Origin of the sequence: Roseateles saccharophilus (assembly GCF_004342485.1) — a bacterium.
GTDB classification, from domain to species: domain Bacteria; phylum Pseudomonadota; class Gammaproteobacteria; order Burkholderiales; family Burkholderiaceae_C; genus Pelomonas; species Pelomonas saccharophila.
Window position 1 is genome coordinate 16,838 of sequence record NZ_SMBU01000006.1, and the last position, 17,804, is coordinate 34,641.

Here is a 17,804-nt window from a genome sequence, read left to right on the forward strand (position 1 = left end):
GACAGGCCGCTGGCCCACAATCCGGCGCGTGCGACGCCTCCTGCATCTGATCGCCGTGCTTGCCATCTGCACCGCCCCGGCCCTCGCCCGAGGCTGCGAGCTGCGCGTGCGTTGGAACCCGGACCCGCCCTTCAGCATGCGTGATGCGGACGGCCATCTCGTCGGGCTGCGGGTCGAACTGGCGGAACACACGCTGGAACGCATGGGCTGCCACGCGATCTGGGTCGAGCTGCCGTGGGCGCGGGCGCTGATCGAGCTCGAGGCCGGCCGGCTCGACATCCTGCAAGGCTCCGTGCGCCGGCCCGAACGGGAGGCCTATGCGCGCATGCTGGACGAGCCGTTCACGGTGAGCAACCGGCTCTACGTCCGGACGGCCGACCGCGCGGCGTTCGGCTCGGCGAGCCGCCTCCAGCAAGCCTGGCGGCCGGGGCTGAAGCTGGGCGTGCAGATCGGTGTCGTGTATGGCGCGGACTACGCCCAGATGTTGCTGGACGACAGGTTTCGCGCCGTGCTGACCCAGGCGCCGGTTCGCCGCAGCCTCTGGCAGATGCTGGACATCGGGCGGATCGACGCCGTGCTGGCCGATGAGGTGACGGCGCGCTGGGAGCTGGCCGAGCTGGGGCTCGGCGCCCGGGTGCAGCCCACGGCGGTGACGATGGGCGAAGCGCCTGCGCAGGTCATGTTCAGCCGGCGCTCGGTCGATCCGGCCCTGGTGGAGCGCTACCGCGAGGCGAGCGAGTCGCTGCGGCGGGACGGTTCCCTGGGGCGCATCCAGGGCAAGTATCTGGGCGATCCGGGCTGACGGGATTCAACTCGCCAGCGCCGCGTCCAGGATCTGCGCCGCCCGCGGCACGGCCTGGGCGCCGAGCAGGCGGCCGTCGCCGCCGAAGCGCGTCGCGACGAAGGCGTCGGCCGCGATGGTGGACGACTGCTCGCGCATCAGCGCCGCCTGCGCGCACAGCACCAGGCCCTGGGCGACCCGGCGGGCCTGGGCCTCCAGCGCGGCGGGGGCGCCGGTCAGCAGCTGGCGCAGCGACCGGGCCTCGGCCCGCACCGGCGCGTCGGGGCTGGCGGCGAATTCGTCCAGCAGCGCGAGCGCCACGTCGGGCTCGCGGGCCACGGCGCGCAGCACGTCCAGTGCCATCACATTGCCCGAGCCCTCCCAGATGGAATTGACCGGCGCCTCGCGGTAGAGCCGCGCCAGCACACCGTCCTCGACATAGCCGTTGCCGCCGAGCAGCTCCATCGCCTCGCCGCCGCATTCGATGGCGCGCTTGCAGACCCAGAGCTTGGCGGCCGGCGTCATCAGCCGCTGCCAGGCCGGCTCGGCGTTCTCGAAGCCGCGCGCCAGGCGCAGCATCAGCCGCATCGCGGCCTCGCTCTCCAGTGCGAGGTCGGCGAGCACCGTCTGCATCAGCGGCTGCTCGGCCAGCAGCCGGCCGAAGGCGCTGCGCTCGCGGGCGTTGTGCAGGGCCTGCACGAAGCCGGCGCGCAGCAGCGCGGCGCTGCCGATGACGCAGTTCAGCCGCGTGTAGCCGGCCATCTCGATCAGCGTCGGGATGCCGCGGCCCTCGTCGCCCAGGCGCTGGGCGAAGGCGCCGTGGAACTCGACCTCGCTGCTGGCGTTGCTGCGGTTGCCGAGCTTGTCCTTCAGGCGCATGACCTGCATCGCGTTGCGCGCGCCGTCGGGCGTGTGGCGCGGCAGCCAGAAGCAGGTCGGGCCCGCCTCGGTGCGGGCCAGCACGAGATGGGCGTCGCTCGTCGGCGCCGAGAAGAACCATTTGTGGCCGGTGACGAGGTAGCTGCCGTCGGCCTGTTCGACGGCCGTGGTCTGCACGCGGCGCAGGTCGGAGCCGCCCTGCTTCTCGGTCATGCCCATGCCGACCCAGATCGAGGCCTTGTCGGCCAGCGGCAGGTCGCGCGGGTCGTGCTCGCGGCTGAAGAAGCGGGCCCGCAGCGGCGCGAACAGCTCGGGCTGCTTCTGCAGCACGGGAATGGCGGCCTGCGTCATCGTCGCCGGGCACAGCGAACCGGCCTCCACCTGGCCGTGCAGGTAGCAGCCGGCCGCGAAGGCGGCCCAGCGGCCGGGCGTGTCGGTGGCGAACACGTCGGCGACGAGGCCCTGGCGGCGGTACATCGCCAGCAGCGCATGCCAGCTCGGGTGGAAGTCCACCGCGTCGATGCGCCGGCCGCGCGCGTCGAGCTGGCGCAGCACGGGGCCGCTGCGGTTGGCGTCGCGCGCCAGCTGGGCGGTCTCAGCGCTGCCGAGTTCGGCGCCGTAGCGCGTCAGCGGCTCGACGGCCTGGGGCGCCTGCGCACGCAGCGCGGCCAGCAGGGCCGGGTCGGTGGCCAGCAGGTTGCGGCCGACCCATTCGTCGACGAGGTTGTCGGGCACAGTCATCAGTCGGTTACCCCGGGTTCGGCCATCAGCTGCCCCTGGCCGGCGCGCCTGGCCTCGTAGAGCGCCGTCTCGGCGCGGCGCTGCAGGTCGGGCAGGCCGCGGTCGCCGGGGCGCAGCTTGCCCCAGCCGGCGCTGAAGCTCAGGGCCTGGCCCAGCGCGGCCGGCGCGCGTTCGGCCAGCGCGGCGCGCAGCCGCGCGTCCAGCGCGATCGGGCCCTCGGGCAGGCAGCGCGCCATCAGCACGCCGAACTGCTCGCCGCCCAGGCGGCCGGACAGGTCGCCCAGGCGCATCTGGGCCTGCACGCAGCTGGCGAACAGCGCCAGCGCGCGGTCGGCCATGTCGGGGCCGCGCTCGGCGAGCAGGGCCGGGAAGTTGTCGAGCTCGAAGACCATCAGCGCCAGCGGCTCGTCGTAGCGGCGCGCCATCGAGATCAGGTCGACCGAGCGCTTCGTGAAGGCCGCGGGGTCGTTCAGGCCGGTCAGCCCGTCGGTCTGGGCCAGCCGCGCGAGTTCGGCCTCGGTCTGGCTGCGCCAGGCCAGCAGCAGCATCGGTAGCAGCAGCAGCAGCGCGAGCTGGCCGGCCAGGCCGAGCGCCAGGTCGGGCCAGGCCGGGTCGCCCAGGGCCAGGCCGACGACGGCGGCGCGCCAGAGGATGGCGGCCAGCAGCGGCAACACGGCGATCAGGCCCAGCAGCCGCCAGCGCCGGTTGTTCAGGCCCTGCAGCACGCTGTCGTGGCCGGGCCGCTCCAGCAGCACGCCCAGCCAGGCGAGCTGGGCGACGATGACGACATCGGCCAGCGCCTGGGCGGCGGCGCGGTTGTTCCACAGCGCCGCGTGCATGGCGGCCAGCAGCATCGGCGCGGCCGTCATCAGGCGGCGGCCGGGCAGGGGCGAGAACCACTGCGCCAGCGCCCACCACAGCGCCGACAGGCCGGCGCTGATCGCGGCCAGGCCCAGCGTCTGCACGCCATGGGCCGCCAGCCGCCCGCCGAAGGCCGGGCTCAGCAGCGCCAGGCCCAGCGTCAGCACGACGAGGCCGCCCTGGGCCCAGCGCCCGCCGGTGTTGGCGTCGCGCCAGCCGATCAGCGTGATCAGCACCAGCGCCGCGGCCAGCGCCTGCATCGGCATCAGCGTGAACAGGGCCTCGGTGAAGCTCATTTGCGAACAGGGATGGGGGTCTCTCTTGGCACGGGTACGGCCGTCACGCTGTTCTGCGGCGAGCCGTCGATGAGGCGGTCGGAATAGGTCAGGTAGACCAGGGTGTTGCGCGCCGGGTCCACCAGCCGCACGATGCGCAGCCGTTTGAAGACGAGGGAGATGCGTTCGCTGAACACCTCTTCCTGGTGGGGCAGGGGCTGGCCGATCTGGATGGGCCCGACCTGGCGGCAGGCGATGGAGGCCTCGGACTTGTCCTCGGCGATGCCCAGGGCGCCCTTGATGCCGCCGGTCTTGGCGCGCGACACATAGCAGGCCACGCCCTGCACCTTGGGGTCGTCGTAGGCGTCGACGACGATCTTGTGGTCGGGGCCGATGAGCTTGAAGGCCGTGTCGACCGAGCCGACGGGCTCGGCCCGGGCCAGCGCCGTGGCGGCGAGCAGCAGGAGTAATAGGGCGGCTTGCTTCATCGGGCCAGTCTAAAGCGCACAGGCCGCGGCGGGCGCAGGGACGGGTGTCTGCCGGCCGGTGAAGCGCGGCGCCTCGGGCCGGCCGAGGTTGAAGTGGCTGAGCTGGTCGCTGCGCTGGTTGCAGACGTAGAGGTGATGGCCGGCGACACAGGCGCTGCGTGGGTAGCTGCCGTGCACCCAGTGGTGGTCCAGCAGGCGCGGGCCGTGGGCATGGGCCAGGGACAGCACGGCCAGGCTGTCGTGCAGGCGGTTCAGCGCATAGAGATGCCGGCCGCCCGGCGCGACCAGCAGGCCGGACGCATAGCTGGTGCCGGCGAAGCCGGCCGGCAGCACGGAGATCTCGTCGCGTAGCTGCGGCCCGTCGGGCGTGAGCTCGACGGTGGACAGCGTGGACGACTCCTCCTGCAGCACATAGACCCAGCGCGGGTCGCGGGGATGGAAGGCGAAATGCCGCGGACCCGAGCCGGGGCTCAGGGCCAGCTCCTGCGCGCCGGCCTTGGGCGCGCCGGGACCGAGGGGCCAGACGAGCAGGCGGTCGCGGCCCAGGTCGGTGCCGAGCAGCCAGCGGCCGTCGGGGCTGGCCTGGATCATGTGGGCATGGGGCGCGTCGTGGCCACTGCTGGCCAGGCTGCCGGGCGGGCGCCTGGCGGCCTGCGGCGGGCCGGGGCGGCAGTCGGCGCCGCTGCAGCCGGGCCAGCCCTCGGCCTCGCCGAGACGGCCGTCGGGCTGCAGCGCCAGCGTGGCGAAGCGCGCGTCGCCGTAGTGCGCCACCCAGAGGCGCGCCGCGCCGAGGCCGAGGTGCACCGGGCCTCTGCCACCGCTGGGTTCGCGCTGCAGCAGCCGCAGGCCGCCGGCCTCGTCCTGGGCGTAGACGGCGATGTGGTCGCCGCCCTCCTCGGCCGCGTAGACGTGAGCGCCGCTGGCCGCCAGCCAGCTCGGGCTGTACGTATTGGGCGCCAGGCCCAACGGCTTCAAACCGCCATCGGCGGCGATGGCAAAGCTGTAGATGCCCTGGCCGGCCGGCGCATAGCAGCCGACGTGCAGGAAGCGGGGCGAGGCGGTGGCGGCGGTGGCGGTGGCGGTGGCGGTGGCGGGCATCAGTCCGGTGGCGCAGAGGCTCAGCAGTTGGCGGCGTTGCATCAGAACTGCGTCGTGATCGCGTCGACGACGCGGTCGTCCTCGTCGACGACGGCCATCCAGGCCCATTTGTCGAAGGTCGTGCAGGGGTGGGAGGGGCCCAGGGCCACGCGCTCGCCGACGGCCGGGCCGTCGCAGGTGGCCGGGTCCCAGCGCAGATAGGCGTGCTGGTCGTTCAGGCCGGTCACGCGCCAGGCCGCCGGCGCCGGCAGCCGCCGGCCGCCGTGCAGATGCCAGACCGGCAGCGGCCAGCCGGCGTCGAAGGACACATCACGCCGGCCGGCGTTCAGCAGGGCCAGGCCCGGCTCGGGGCAGGACAGCACCTGGGCCCAGACTTCCAGCGCCGGCTGCAGGCTGGGGGCGCCGAGCGGCGTGGCCATGCGCTCGTCCATCGCGTGCATATAGCGGCCATAGTGCTCATGGTCGTGGCAGACATAGCAGCCCGAGCGCAGCAGGCCCAGTCGGGGTGCCTGCCCCGGCCTGCCGGCCAGCACCGGCGCGACGAGGTCGAAGAGCGCCGAGCCGCCGCCGCTGAGCCACAGCGGGCAGGCGTCGGCGTCGAGCAGGTTCTCGGCCTCGATGTCGGCCAGCAGGGCCTCGACGCGCGCCTGCCATTGCTGCATCAGCGCGCGGTCGGGGTCACTCTCGCCCTTGACCTGCAGGCCCTCGTAGAAGCCGACGCCGCGCAGTCGCAGCGCCGGGTGGGCCTGGAGCGCCCGGGCCAGCGCCAGCGCCGGCCCGTGCTCGCGCAGACCGCAGCGGGAGCTGCCCAGCTCGATCAGCACGTCCAGCCGCGCCTCGCCGGCGCCGAGCCCGGCCCAGTACGCGGCGATCAGGTCGAGCTGGGCCTGCGAGTCGACGAAGAAGGCCAGCTCGGCGCCGGGGTGGCGCCGCCGCAGGTCCAGCAGCTCGGCCAGGTCGGCCGCGCCGACGAGCTGGTTGGCGATCAGCGCGCGCCGCGCGCCCGCGGCCAGGCCCAGGCGCAGCTGGTGCACATTGGCGAAGGTCAGGCCCCAGGCGCCGGCGTCGAGCTGGCGGCGGAACAGCTGCGGGCTCATCGTCGTCTTGCCATGCGGCGCGAGCTGCACGCCGTGCCGGGCCGCGAAGCCCTGCATCCAGGCGATGTTGTGGGCCAGGGCCTGCTGGCGCACGACGGCCAGCGGCGTGGGCAGCTCGGCGCCGCGCAGCGTCCAGCCGCGTTGCGCCACGTCGGCCAACGGCAGCGGCGGCTGCAGCGCCGGGAAGCCCTTCAGCCAGGGGCCGAGCCAGCCGGGGCGGGGGGTGTCGTCGTGGTGTTCCATGCCCGCATCATCGTGCGTCCAGGCGTACGACGCCCAGTGCCCGCGGCAGCACGCGCACGGTGATGTCGCAGGCCGAGGGCAGCGGCTCGCCGTCCACGGCCAGCGGCACCGGCGCGGAGCTGGCGAGGTGCAGCGTGCGGAAGGCGCCGAGCGCGATGCGGCGATGGCGCAGGTGCTGGCCGCTGAGCAGCAGCGGCATCGTCGCCAGCGCGCCCAGCCGGCCGAAGGCACCGACGCGCAGCAGCTGCAACTGGCCGTCGTCGATGCGGGCGCCGGGCGCGGCCGGCATGCCGCTGCCATAGGTCGGCGTGTTCAGGCTGGACGCGAACAGCAGCGGGCCCTCGTGCAGCAGCTCGCCGTCGGCCTCCACGCGCAGCGGATAGACGCGCAGTCGGCCGACCGCGGCCAGCGTGGCCCACAGATAGCGCGGCTGGCCGCGCAGCCACTTCGGCGCCGCCTGGGCGCGGATCGCGATGGCGGCGTCGAAGCCGGCCGTCAGGCTGGACATGAAGAGCCGGCGGCCGCCCTCGGGCGTGACGACCTCGCCGAGGTCCATCGCATGCGCCGGCGCCCGCTGGACCCGGGCCAGCGCGGCCTGCCAGCCCAGGCCGGCGATGCCGAGCGCGCGCGCCAGGTCGTTGCCGGTGCCGCTGGGCAGCAGGGCCAGCTCCAGCCGGCGCTCGACGAGTGCGGGCAGCAGCTGGTGCACGGTGCCGTCGCCGCCCGCCACGAGCACGCGGCTGCCCTTGGGCAGGGCCAGCAGGCGCCGGCGCGCGCTGGCCACGTCATCGGGCAGCACCAGGGGCACATGGGGCAGGGCGGCGCGCAGCGGTGCGGCGAGGGCGGCGCAGCGGCCGTTGGCGGCATGCGGGTTCAGCAGGCACAGCGCCGGCGGCAGGGCAGGGACGTTCACGCCGGCATTGGAGCCGCGCCGTGGCCCGCCCGCCATCGGCGCAGACCCTGGCGCAGCCCGCCCCGACCTGCCTACACTGGCCGCGGGGTTTTTCGACAACACAAAGAGGCCGCTGCGCATGACGCTGGATGTGCCCACGCTGGTGCTGCTGCTGGTGCTCGGTTTCGGCCTGCTGACGCTGCAGCTGCGCCTGGCCGGGCGCGGTGCGCTGAACCGCGGCGAGTTGCGCAGCCTGGCCTGGTCGGGGCTGGCCTTCTGCGTCGGCTTCGCCTGCTTCGCGCTGCGGCCGGGGCTGCCGGCCTGGCTGGCCCTGCTGGGCGGCCACTGGCTGCTGATGCTGGGGCTGGCGGGTTTCGCGTCGGCCCTGTTCCGGCATCTGCTGAACCGCGGTCTGCCGGCCTGGCATCACGGGCTGCTGCTCGTCGCGGCACTGGCCGTGCCGGGCCTGCTGGAGGCGAGCGAGCCGGTGCGGGCGGCCGCGGTGTCGGCCGCGATGGCCGCGCTGCTGCTGCCGGCCACGGTGGTGGCGCTGCGCCGCGGCTGGCGCGGCGAGCTGTCGTTTCGCATCGTTGCGCTGATGCTGCTGCTGGCCAGCCTGGCGCTGTGGGCGCGCGTCGGCTTCGCGCTGTGGTGGCTGCGGGTGCAGCCGCAGCCGGCCGGGCCCTGGCAGGCGTGGAGCGAGACCCTCCTCATGCTGGCCTTCATGGCCGTGCTGGCGGCCGGCTTCGGCTTCGTGCTGGCGAGCTTCGAGCGCATGGCCAGCCAGATGCGCCAGCTCGCCAGCGTCGACGGCCTGACGGGTGCGATGAACCACAACACGACGGTGTCGCTGCTGGCCCATGCGTTGGAGCGCGGCCGGCGCGAGGGTCAGCCGGTGGGCTTCGCGATGCTGGACCTGGACCATTTCAAGCGCGTCAACGACGAGCACGGCCATGTGGTCGGCGACCAGGTGCTGCGCGCCGTGGCGGCCTGCGCGCGGGCGCGACTGCGCGGCTCGGACGTGCTGGGCCGCCTGGGCGGCGAGGAGTTCGGCCTGGTGCTGCCGGCCACCGGCATCGCGGGCGCCCGGCATCTGGCCGACCAGGTGCGGCGGGCCGTCGAGGCGCTGGAGCTGCCGGGAGACGCCGGCCGCACGGTGCGCATCACGCTCTCTGCCGGCGTCGCCGAGGCCGCGCGCAGCGACACGCCGGAGACGCTGATGCACCTGGCCGACAAGGCCCTCTACCAGGCCAAGCAGCAGGGGCGCAACCGCGTCGTCGTGGCCGATGACTGGATGCGCAACTCGTCGCTGCAATCCGTCGTGAGTTGAGCCGGCCGGTGTTTCGGGCCGAGACTGGGCGAGGGGCTCAGCAAGACTCGTATTTCCAGTTGCGCGACTTGCCCTCGGCCAGCCACTCGACGGCCTGGGCGATGCGCCTGGCACGGGTCTCCTCGCGCTTGGCCTCCAGCACCCACTCCAGGTAGTCGCGCTGCTTGCCGGGCGGGAAGGCGTCGTAGTGCTGCCTTGCGGCCCGGACCTGGGCAAGGGCGGCGGCGAAGTCGGTGGGCATGTCGAGCCGGGGCCGGGCTTCGCGGCCGGGCTTGCGGGCACGCACCGCGCCGGCTTGCAGCAGCATCGCGGCGGCCTTGATGCTGCGGCGCAGCTCGGCGCGCGAGGGCAGGTCGGCCAGCGTCTGGATGCGGCCGAAGTCGCCCATCGCGCCTGCCTGGCCCGGTTCGGCACCCTCGCGCTCCCAGAAACCGAAGGCGCAATGGGCCTTGAAGGCCGACATGCCGGCCAGCAGCTTGCCGTCCAGCGTGAAGTGCGGCCGGCTCCACTTGATGGTTTCGACGACGCCGGGGCAGGCCGCGTGCACGTCCTCGCGCAGGCGTTCGAGGATGGGGCGGGCGAACTCGGGGGCGGCGGCCAGATAGGCGTCGATGCGCGGATCCAGCGTGGGCATGCTCATTCCCCGTGGTTGCGGAGCTGGTGTTCGATGCGCCGGTCCGGGATCAGCCAGAGCAGCGCGACGAGGGCATAGCCGGCTAGCGACAGGCCCACGTGCACGAAGGCCAGCGCGATGGACGACAGGTAGATGAGGGGCGAGAGCTTGCCCTTCCAGTCACGGCCCAGCGCCTCGACCAGGATCGCGGCGTTGCCGGGGATGCGCAGCAGCGCGCGTTGCAGCAGCATCCAGGCCAGTGCCGACAGCACGAGGACGCCGCCGTAGACGGCCACGGGCAGGGGCGCGAAATGGTTCTCGCCCATCCAGCCGGTGGCAAAGGGCATCAGCGACAGCCAGAACAGCAGATGCAGATTCGGCCAGAGCACGCCGCCGCTGATCTTGTGCACCGCGTGCAGCAGATGGTGGTGGTTGTTCCAGTAGATGCCGACGTTGACGAAGCTCAGCACATAGGACAGGAAGACCGGCCACTGGGGCTTCAAGGCCTCCCAGTCCGCGCCGTGCGGCACCTTCATCTCCAGCACCATGATCGTGATGATGATGGCGATGACGCCGTCGCTGAAGGCTTCGAGGCGGGTTTTGTTCATTGAGACGAGTCTAGACTTTCGACTCCTGCCCGCTGCCTCCGGACTGACCCTTGCGAAGCCTGCTGCTGCCCCTGTTCTTCACCGCATCGGCGGCCATGGCCCAGGGGCTCTCGCCGGCGCCCGCGCTGACGCTGGAGCAACTGCCGCGCCCGACGATGCCGCCCGGCGAGCGCGGGCCGGTCGTGCCCGCGCAGGTGGAGCGCTGGCGCGAGGAGGCCAGGGCGCTGGAGTACGGCGACGGCGTGAAGCGCGACGAGGTGGCCGCCGCCAAGCTCTATTGCCGCGCCGCCCGCTACGGCGACGCCGAGGCCCAGTACAGCCTGGGCTGGATGCTGACCAATGCGCGCGGCATCCAGCGCAACGACGCCGAGGCCGCCCACATGTTCGCTGCCGCGGCGGAACAGGGCATGAGCCAGGCGCAGAACATGCTGGACACGCTGGGCGGCACGCCGCTGGGCGACCCGCCACCCTGCCTGCGCCCGCCCGAGACCGACCCCGCCCCCGTGGTGCCCGCGCCGCCGCCATCCCCGCGTGGCGCCAGGCCGGTGTCGTTGTGGGCCGCGCTGCCGCTGCCGGCCAACGCGCCGCCGGCCATCGTCAGCTACGTGAAGCTGGTCGCGCCCGAGTACCAGCTCGCGCCCGCCCTGGTGCTGGCCGTGATGGCGCAGGAATCCAACTTCGACCCGCTGGCCGAGTCGCCGAAGAAGGCACAGGGCCTGATGCAGCTGATGCCCGAGACGGGCACGCGCTTCAACGTGCTGCGGCTGCGCGACCCGTCGCAGAACATCCGTGGCGGCATGGCCTATCTGCGCTGGCTGCTGGCCTATTACGAGGGCGACGTGCAGCTCGCGCTGGCTGCCTACAACGCCGGCGAGAAGGCCGTGGACCGCTACCTCGGCGTGCCGCCCTATGCCGAGACGCGGATGTACGTGCGCCGGATCATGGCCACCGTCGGCGGCCAGCGCCTGCACCCCTTCGACGCCCGCGTGACCGAGGCGTCGGCGATGTTGCAGCGGGTGAGGGCGGCGATGCAGGCCATCCAGGCCGGCAGGCGCTGAACGACGTTACATGCTGCGGCGGTACTGGCCGCCGACCTCGAACAGCGCGCCGGTGATCTGGCCCAGCGAGCACACGCGCACGGCGTCCATCAGCACATCGAACACATTGCGGTTCTCGATGACGGCCTGCTGCAGCCGGGCCAGCATCGCAGGCGCCTCGGCCGCATGGCGGGCGTGGAAGTCCGCCAGGCGGGACAGCTGCGACTGCTTCTCCTCGTCCGTCGAGCGCGCCAGCTCGATGTGCTCGGGCACCGTCTCGCCATGCGGGTTGCGGAAGGTATTGACGCCGATGATGGGGTACTCGCCGGTGTGCTTGAGCATCTCGTAGTGCATCGACTCCTCCTGGATGCGGCCACGCTGGTAGCCGGTCTCCATCGCGCCGAGCACGCCGCCGCGTTCGCTGATGCGCTCGAACTCCGCCAGCACGGCCTCCTCGACCAGCTCGGTCAGCTCGTCGATGATGAAGGCGCCCTGCGACGGGTTTTCGTTCTTGGCCAGGCCCCACTCGCGGTTGATGATGAGCTGGATGGCCATCGCGCGGCGCACGCTGTCTTCCGTGGGCGTCGTGATCGCCTCGTCGAAGGCATTGGTGTGCAGCGAGTTGCAGTTGTCGTAGATCGCGATCAGCGCCTGCAGCGTCGTGCGGATGTCGTTGAAGGCGATCTCCTGCGCATGCAGGCTGCGGCCCGAGGTCTGCACGTGGTACTTCAGCTTCTGTGAGCGCTCGTTGGCGCCGTACCGGTCGCGCATGGACACGGCCCAGATGCGGCGGGCGACGCGGCCCAGCACCGTGTACTCCGGGTCCATGCCGTTGCTGAAGAAGAAGCTCAGGTTGGGCGCGAAGTCGTCGATGTGCATGCCGCGCGCCAGATAGGCCTCGACGAAGGTGAAACCGTTGGACAGCGTCAGCGCGAGCTGCGAGATCGGGTTCGCGCCGGCCTCGGCGATGTGATAGCCCGAGATGCTTACCGAGTAGAAGTTGCGCACGTTGTGGTGCACGAAGAACTCGGCGATGTCGCCCATGACCTTCAGGCTGAACTCGGTCGAGAAGATGCAGGTGTTCTGGCCCTGGTCTTCCTTCAGGATGTCGGCCTGCACGGTGCCGCGCACATTGGCCAGCACCCAGTCCTTGATCTTGGCGGCCTCGTCGGCGGTGGGCTCGCGGCCGTTGTCGGCGCGGAACTTGGCCAGGTTCTGGTCGACGGCCGTGTTCATGAACATGGCGAGGATGGACGGCGCCGGTCCGTTGATCGTCATCGACACCGAGGTGCTGGGGTTGCACAGGTCGAAGCCGTCGTAGAGCACCTTCATGTCGTCCAGCGTCGCGATGCTGACGCCGGAGTTGCCGACCTTGCCGTAGATGTCGGGCCGCGGCGCGGGGTCGGCACCGTAGAGCGTGACCGAGTCGAAGGCCGTGGACAGGCGCTTGGCCGGCATGCCCTCTGACACCAGCTTGAAGCGGCGGTTGGTGCGGAAGGCGTCGCCCTCGCCGGCGAACATGCGGGTCGGGTCCTCGCCCTCGCGCTTGAAGGCGAACACGCCGGCCGCGTAGGGGAAGCTGCCGGGCACGTTCTCCAGCATCAGCCACTTCAGCAGCTCGCCATGGCATTCGTAGCCGGGCAGCACGACCTTGCGGATCTTGGTGCCGGACAGGCTTCTGGTGACCAGGGCCGTGCGGATCTCCTTGTCGCGGATCTTCACGACGTACTCGTCGCCGGCATAGGCCTTGACCATGTCGGGCCACTGGGCCAGCAGTTGGCGGGCGTCGCCGTCGAGCCTGTTGCGGCGCTGCTCGGCCAGGTCGGCCAGCGCGGTGCGGGCGCCGTTCTTGTCGGGGTTGGCTGCCTCCAGCATCGCGCGGCTGGCTTCGAGCTGCTGGATCTCGCGGGCCAGGGCGGCCTGGCGGCGCGCGCGGCCCTTGTAGGCGCGCACCGTGTCGCTGATGTCGGCCAGATAGCGCACGCGTGCCGGCGGCACGATGGGCGTCTGGTGGGTGCTGTGGCGGGTGTGGACCGGGGGCAGGCGGCCCTCGCTCAGCTTGAGGCCCAGCTCGCCGAGGCGGGCCTTCAATGCCTGGTAAAGGGCGGTGACGCCGTCGTCATTGAAGCGGCTTGCCATCGTGCCGAACACGGGCATCGCGTCCGGCGACTGGCCAAACGCCTCGCGGTTGCGCTGCACCTGCTTGCTCACGTCGCGCAGCGCGTCCAGCGAGCCCTTGCGGTCGAACTTGTTGATGGCGACGAACTCGGCGAAGTCCAGCATGTCGATCTTCTCGAGCTGGCTGGCGGCGCCGAACTCGGGCGTCATCACATACATGGGCACGTTCACCAGCGGCACGATGGCCGCGTCACCCTGGCCGATGCCCGAGGTCTCGACGATGACGAGGTCGAAGCCCGCCACCTTGGCCGCGGCGATGACGTCGGGCAGGGCCGGCGAGATCTCGGAGCCGAAGTCGCGCGTGGCCAGCGAGCGCATGAAGACGCGGGACCCCTGGCCCCACGGCGAAATGGCGTTCATGCGGATGCGGTCGCCCAGCAGTGCGCCGCCGCTCTTGCGGCGCGACGGGTCGATGGAGATCAGTGCCACGCGCAGCTGGTCGCCCTGGTCCAGGCGCAGGCGGCGGATCAGCTCGTCGGTCAGGCTGGACTTGCCGGCGCCGCCGGTGCCGGTGATGCCGAGCACCGGCGTCTTGATGTCTTTGGCCTGCTCGCGCAGCGCGTCGACCAGCGCCGCGTCGGCCTTCTCGTTCTCGAGAGCCGTCAGCAGCTGGGCCAGCGAGCGCCAGGCGGCTTCGGAATGGCCGGTGATCGCGGACAGGGCCTTGGGCGCGTGCACGCTGAAGTCCTGGTCGGCCTTCATGACCATCTCGCCGATCATCCCTTGCAGGCCCATGCGCTGGCCGTCCTCGGGGCTAAAGATGCGCACGCCATGCTCGGCCAGCTCGCGGATTTCGGCCGGCACGATGACGCCGCCGCCGCCGCCGAAGACCTGGATATGGGCGCCGCCGCGCTCCTTCAGCAACTGCACCATGTACTTGAAATACTCGACATGGCCGCCCTGGTAGGAGCTGATGGCGATGCCCTGGGCGTCTTCCTGCAGTGCGGCGGTGACGACCTCGTCCACCGAGCGGTTGTGCCCGAGGTGGATGACCTCGGTGCCCATGCCCTGCAGGATGCGGCGCATGATGTTGATGGCGGCGTCATGCCCGTCGAACAGGCTGGCGGCGGTCACGAAACGGACCTTGTGGGTCGGGCGGTACTCGGCCAGCGCCTTGTAGTCGGCGGCGAGATCGGTCATGGCTGTCTCCTTGCTTGGCCGCGATTTTAGGCGGCCAATTGACGTTAACGTCAATTGAGGTGATTTGAGGGTTATCAGGCTCTCGTCAGCCTGTGGCCTGCCGCGATGATGCGCACCTCGCCAGATCCGGCCATCTCCCTCTCGACGCATGAGCACCTCATCGCCAAACCACACGCCCGAACTGGGCACCGAACTGACGCTGCGCGGCATCGTCCTCGGCATCCTCATCACCCTGGTCTTCACGGCCGCCAACGTCTATTTCGGCCTGAAGGCCGGCCTGACCTTCGCGACGTCGATCCCGGCCGCCGTCATCTCGATGGCGCTGTTGCGCAAGGCCGCCGGCAACTCGATCGGCGAGACCAATATCGTGCAGACCATCGCCTCGTCGGCGGGCACGCTGTCGTCCATCATCTTCGTGCTGCCCGGCCTGGTGATGATCGGCTGGTGGAGCGGCTTCCCCTACTGGATGTCGACGACGCTGTGCGCGCTGGGCGGCGTGCTGGGCGTCATGTACTCCATCCCGCTGCGGCGCGCGCTGGTCACGAACTCGCCGCTGCCCTATCCGGAGGGCGTGGCCTGCGCCGAGGTGCTCAAGATCGGCCATGCCGCCGAGAGCGGCGAGAGCAGCCGCCAGGGCCTGGTGGCCATCGTCACCGGCGCTCTCGTGTCGGCGGGCTTCAGCGTCGTCGTCGCGACTCAGGTCTTCGCGGCCAACCTGGCGCAGTATTTCCGGCTGCCCGGCGGGGAGAAGAGCGGCAATGGACCCGCAACAGGCTATGACCTGAACTTCAGCTTCGCGTTGCTGGCCGTGGGCCATCTCGTCGGCCTGTGGGTGGGCATCGCCATCCTGGTCGGCGCGGCCATCGGCTGGCTGGGCGGCGTGCCCCTGCTGACCCAGGGCGTGGACGGCGCGGCCGAGGCCGTCGCGATGTTCGCCTGGAGCAAGAAGGTGCGCTTCATCGGCGCCGGCTGCATCGCCGTGGCCGCCATCTGGACGCTGGTCAAGCTGGCCAAACCCGTCGTCGCCGGCCTGCATTCGGCGGCCATGTCCGCCCGCGTTCGCAAGGCCGGCAAGGGCGACACGCTGCCGCGCAACGAGCGTGACATCCCCATCGGCACGGTGGGCCTCATCACGCTGGCCTGCATGCTGCCCATCGGCTTCATGCTGTCCAGCTTCGCGACCTCGGCCGGTTTGTCCGACCAGCTCGGCCTGCTGGTCGTCGGCGGCGTCGTCTACGTCGTGCTGATGAGCTTCTTCGTCGCCGCCGTCTGCGGCTATATGGCCGGCCTGATCGGCTCGTCCAACAGCCCGCTGTCGGGCGTGGGCATCCTGGTCGTCATCGGCGTGTCGCTGCTGCTGGCCCTGGTCGTCAAGCCGCTGCTGCCGGCCTCGACGGGCCAGGCCCTGGTGGCGTTCGCGTTGTTCGTCACGGCCGTCGTGTTCGCGGTGGCCACCATCTCCAACGACAACCTGCAGGACCTGAAGACCGGCCAACTGGTGGACGCCACACCCTGGCGCCAGCAGGTGGCGCTGATCATCGGCGTGCTGGCCGGCGCTGTCGTCATCCCGCCGGTGCTGGACCTGCTGAACCAGGCCTATGGTTTTGCCGGCGCGCCCGGTGTGGACGCCAAGAAGGCGCTCGCCGCGCCGCAGGCCGCGCTGATCTCGGCGCTGGCCAAGGGCGTCATCCAGGGCGACCTGAACTGGAACCTGATCGGCATCGGCGCGGCCATCGGCGCGGCCTGCATCGTCGTCGACGAGGCGCTGAAGCGCTCGACCGCAGGCAAGGCCCATCTGGCGCCGCTGGCCGTGGGCCTGGGCATCTACCTGCCGATGAACAGCACGCTGACCATCGTCGTCGGCGCCGTGGCTGGCTGGCTGTTCGAGCGCGCCGCCGCGCGCCGTCGCGATGCCGAGGCCACCAAGCAGCTCGGCGTGCTGATGGCCTCGGGGCTGATCGTCGGCGAGAGCCTGCTCGGCGTCATCCTCGCGGCCGTCGTCGTGTTCTCGGGCAATGGCGCACCGCTCGCGCTGGTGGGCGACAGCTTCGCCACCTCCGGCCAGGTGCTGGGCTTCCTGGCCTTCGCCGGCATCGGCTTCGGGCTCTACCGCTGGCTGCTCAAGCCCCGCGGCTGAGGCTGCCCGCCCCCGCGCTGCAGCCGCCAGATCAGCAGGCCGACGACCAGCGTCGTGCCGATCAGCACATTGCCGACCCAGGGGAAGTGCTCCAGCCGGCCGTCCGGCGCGATGTGCACGATATGGCCGGACACCAGGGCCGCCAGGCCGCCGGCGAGCTGCTGCAGCGCCGCGTTGATGGCGCTGAAGGAGCCGCGCTGCTCGGGCGCCGGGATGCCGGCGACGATGACCTGCCAGGGCACCATGCGCGAGAAGATGCCGACGAACAGCACCACGTTGATGAGGATCAGCAGGGCCAGCGGCGAGGGCCCGAGCCGGGTGTAGATCGCGACCATGGCGATGGTCAGCAGGCTGCCCGTGTAGAACACCGGCAGCGGGCCGAGGCGGTCGGTCAGGCGGCCGACGGTCGGCGCGACGAACAGCGTGCTGATGCCGGTGACGAGGTAGACGAGGGGCAGGTGCTCCAGCGCGATGCCGACGTTGTGCACCGAGAAGGCGCTGGCGAAGGGCATGATCATGAAGCCGCCCGTCGTCAGCAGTGCCGTGATCGCGAAGGCCTGCAGGTGCCGGCCGTTGGCCACTGTGTGCAGCAGATGCCTGAAGGCGCTGCGGTCGTTGGGCAGGGCCAGATGGGCGTCCACCGGCTTCATGCGCCAGGCGATCAGCAGGCCGCCGAGAGCGCCGAAGGCGGCCAGCGCGATGAAGGGCGCATGCCAGTCCCAGTGCGTGGCCAGGAACAGACCGAAGGGCAGGCCCAGCACCTGGCTGGCCGCGAAGCCGCCCTGCAGCAGGCCCATCACGCGGCCGCGCAGCGCCGGCTCGAACAGGTCGGCCGTGATGGCCATGACGATGGAGCCGATGACGCCGCCGAACAGGCCGGTCACGATGCGCGCGAGCAGCAGCATCTCGAAGCTGCTCGCCAGGCCGCACCAGACCGTGCCGAGCAGGAAGCCCGCGTAAAAGAACAGCAATAGCTTCTTGCGGTCGAAGCGGTCGGCGAAGCCGGCCGTCAGCAGGCCGGAGATGCCGGCGCTGAAGGCATAGGCCGACACGACGAGGCCGAATTGCTGGGCCGTCATCGACAGCGCCGGCATGATCAGCGCGCCCAGTGGCGACATGATCATGAAGTCCAGGATGACGGCGAACTGCAGCAGCGTCAGCAGCGCCGTCGCGAAGCGCTGGTAGGGGCTGAGAACGGGCGGTGCGGAGGGCTGGGCGTCGGGCATGGTGGCGGGCCTTCGGTGAAGCGGCTGCGCAGTGTCGATCGGCGGCGGTCAGTTCGTGGCAGCAGACTTCCGATTAGGGGGTGCCGACAGGCCCTTGTCCTACAGCGTGGCGCGTCTGCGGCCCACGCGCGCCCGGGGCGGCCGGGGCGAAATTCAGGGCAGCCACGTTCCGCGGAGTCG

14 protein-coding genes are annotated in these 17,804 nt (G+C 71.5%); 4 read left to right on the top strand and 10 right to left on the bottom strand.

What is annotated here, in order from left to right; translation table 11 throughout:
* Positions 1-28: 28 nt before the first annotated feature.
* A complete protein-coding gene (locus tag EV671_RS06850) occupies positions 29-802 on the top strand; it encodes a substrate-binding periplasmic protein (protein ID WP_165917489.1) in 774 nt (257 codons plus the stop codon).
* Positions 803-808: 6 nt separating this feature from the next.
* Here the strand turns inward: EV671_RS06850 and EV671_RS06855 are convergent, their stop codons facing one another.
* The 6 genes from EV671_RS06855 to EV671_RS06880 are packed head-to-tail and all read right to left on the bottom strand — an operon-like array spanning position 809 to position 7,376.
* On the bottom strand, positions 809-2,401 hold the full coding sequence (locus EV671_RS06855; protein ID WP_132570557.1) for an acyl-CoA dehydrogenase family protein: 1,593 nt from the start codon (positions 2,399-2,401) through the stop codon (positions 809-811).
* Positions 2,401-3,558 carry a GGDEF domain-containing protein gene (locus tag EV671_RS06860; RefSeq protein ID WP_132570558.1) on the bottom strand — a complete coding sequence of 386 codons (1,158 nt, stop codon included), beginning with the start codon at positions 3,556-3,558 and terminating at the stop codon, positions 2,401-2,403. The genes EV671_RS06855 and EV671_RS06860 overlap by 1 nt, the downstream gene beginning before the upstream one ends.
* A complete protein-coding gene (locus tag EV671_RS06865) occupies positions 3,555-4,025 on the bottom strand; it encodes a CreA family protein (protein ID WP_132570559.1) in 471 nt (156 codons plus the stop codon). The genes EV671_RS06860 and EV671_RS06865 overlap by 4 nt, the downstream gene beginning before the upstream one ends.
* 9 nt (positions 4,026-4,034) lie before the next feature.
* The gene (locus EV671_RS06870) at positions 4,035-5,165 is read right to left on the bottom strand and encodes a lactonase family protein (protein WP_132570560.1); all 1,131 of its coding nucleotides are present in this window, start codon (positions 5,163-5,165) and stop codon (positions 4,035-4,037) included.
* On the bottom strand, positions 5,165-6,463 hold the full coding sequence (locus EV671_RS06875; RefSeq protein ID WP_132570561.1) for an alanine racemase: 1,299 nt from the start codon (positions 6,461-6,463) through the stop codon (positions 5,165-5,167). The genes EV671_RS06870 and EV671_RS06875 overlap by 1 nt, the downstream gene beginning before the upstream one ends.
* Positions 6,464-6,470: 7 nt before the next feature.
* Positions 6,471-7,376, bottom strand: a complete 906-nt coding sequence (locus EV671_RS06880; RefSeq protein ID WP_165917490.1) for a diacylglycerol/lipid kinase family protein — start codon at positions 7,374-7,376, stop codon at positions 6,471-6,473.
* A gap of 118 nt (positions 7,377-7,494) precedes the next feature.
* Here EV671_RS06880 and EV671_RS06885 point away from each other — a divergent pair, with 118 nt between their 5' ends.
* Positions 7,495-8,685 carry a GGDEF domain-containing protein gene (locus tag EV671_RS06885; RefSeq protein WP_132570563.1) on the top strand — a complete coding sequence of 397 codons (1,191 nt, stop codon included), beginning with the start codon at positions 7,495-7,497 and terminating at the stop codon, positions 8,683-8,685.
* 37 nt (positions 8,686-8,722) lie between these two features.
* On the opposite strand, the gene EV671_RS06890 is transcribed toward EV671_RS06885, so the two are convergent.
* Positions 8,723-9,319 carry a YdeI/OmpD-associated family protein gene (locus EV671_RS06890; RefSeq protein WP_132570564.1) on the bottom strand — a complete coding sequence of 199 codons (597 nt, stop codon included), beginning with the start codon at positions 9,317-9,319 and terminating at the stop codon, positions 8,723-8,725.
* Positions 9,320-9,321: 2 nt separating this feature from the next.
* A complete protein-coding gene (locus EV671_RS06895) occupies positions 9,322-9,906 on the bottom strand; it encodes a TMEM175 family protein (RefSeq protein WP_132570565.1) in 585 nt (194 codons plus the stop codon).
* Positions 9,907-9,956: 50 nt separating this feature from the next.
* Here EV671_RS06895 and EV671_RS06900 point away from each other — a divergent pair, with 50 nt between their 5' ends.
* Complete coding sequence (locus EV671_RS06900; RefSeq protein ID WP_243655616.1) at positions 9,957-10,964, top strand: transglycosylase SLT domain-containing protein; 1,008 nt, start codon at positions 9,957-9,959, stop codon at positions 10,962-10,964.
* Between the two features lie 6 nt (positions 10,965-10,970).
* Here EV671_RS06900 and icmF read toward each other — a convergent pair whose 3' ends face one another.
* The gene (icmF, locus tag EV671_RS06905; RefSeq protein ID WP_132570566.1) at positions 10,971-14,261 is read right to left on the bottom strand and encodes a fused isobutyryl-CoA mutase/GTPase IcmF; all 3,291 of its coding nucleotides are present in this window, start codon (positions 14,259-14,261) and stop codon (positions 10,971-10,973) included.
* A gap of 148 nt (positions 14,262-14,409) precedes the next feature.
* Between icmF and EV671_RS06910 the strand changes: the two genes are divergently transcribed.
* The gene (locus EV671_RS06910) at positions 14,410-16,398 is read left to right on the top strand and encodes an OPT family oligopeptide transporter (RefSeq protein WP_132570567.1); all 1,989 of its coding nucleotides are present in this window, start codon (positions 14,410-14,412) and stop codon (positions 16,396-16,398) included.
* Here the strand turns inward: EV671_RS06910 and EV671_RS06915 are convergent.
* Entirely contained in the window at positions 16,368-17,624 is a 1,257-nt protein-coding gene (locus EV671_RS06915) for an MFS transporter (RefSeq protein ID WP_132570568.1), read from the bottom strand. The two genes, EV671_RS06910 and EV671_RS06915, sit on opposite strands and share 31 nt — an antisense overlap.
* Between the last annotated feature and the right edge of the window lie 180 nt (positions 17,625-17,804).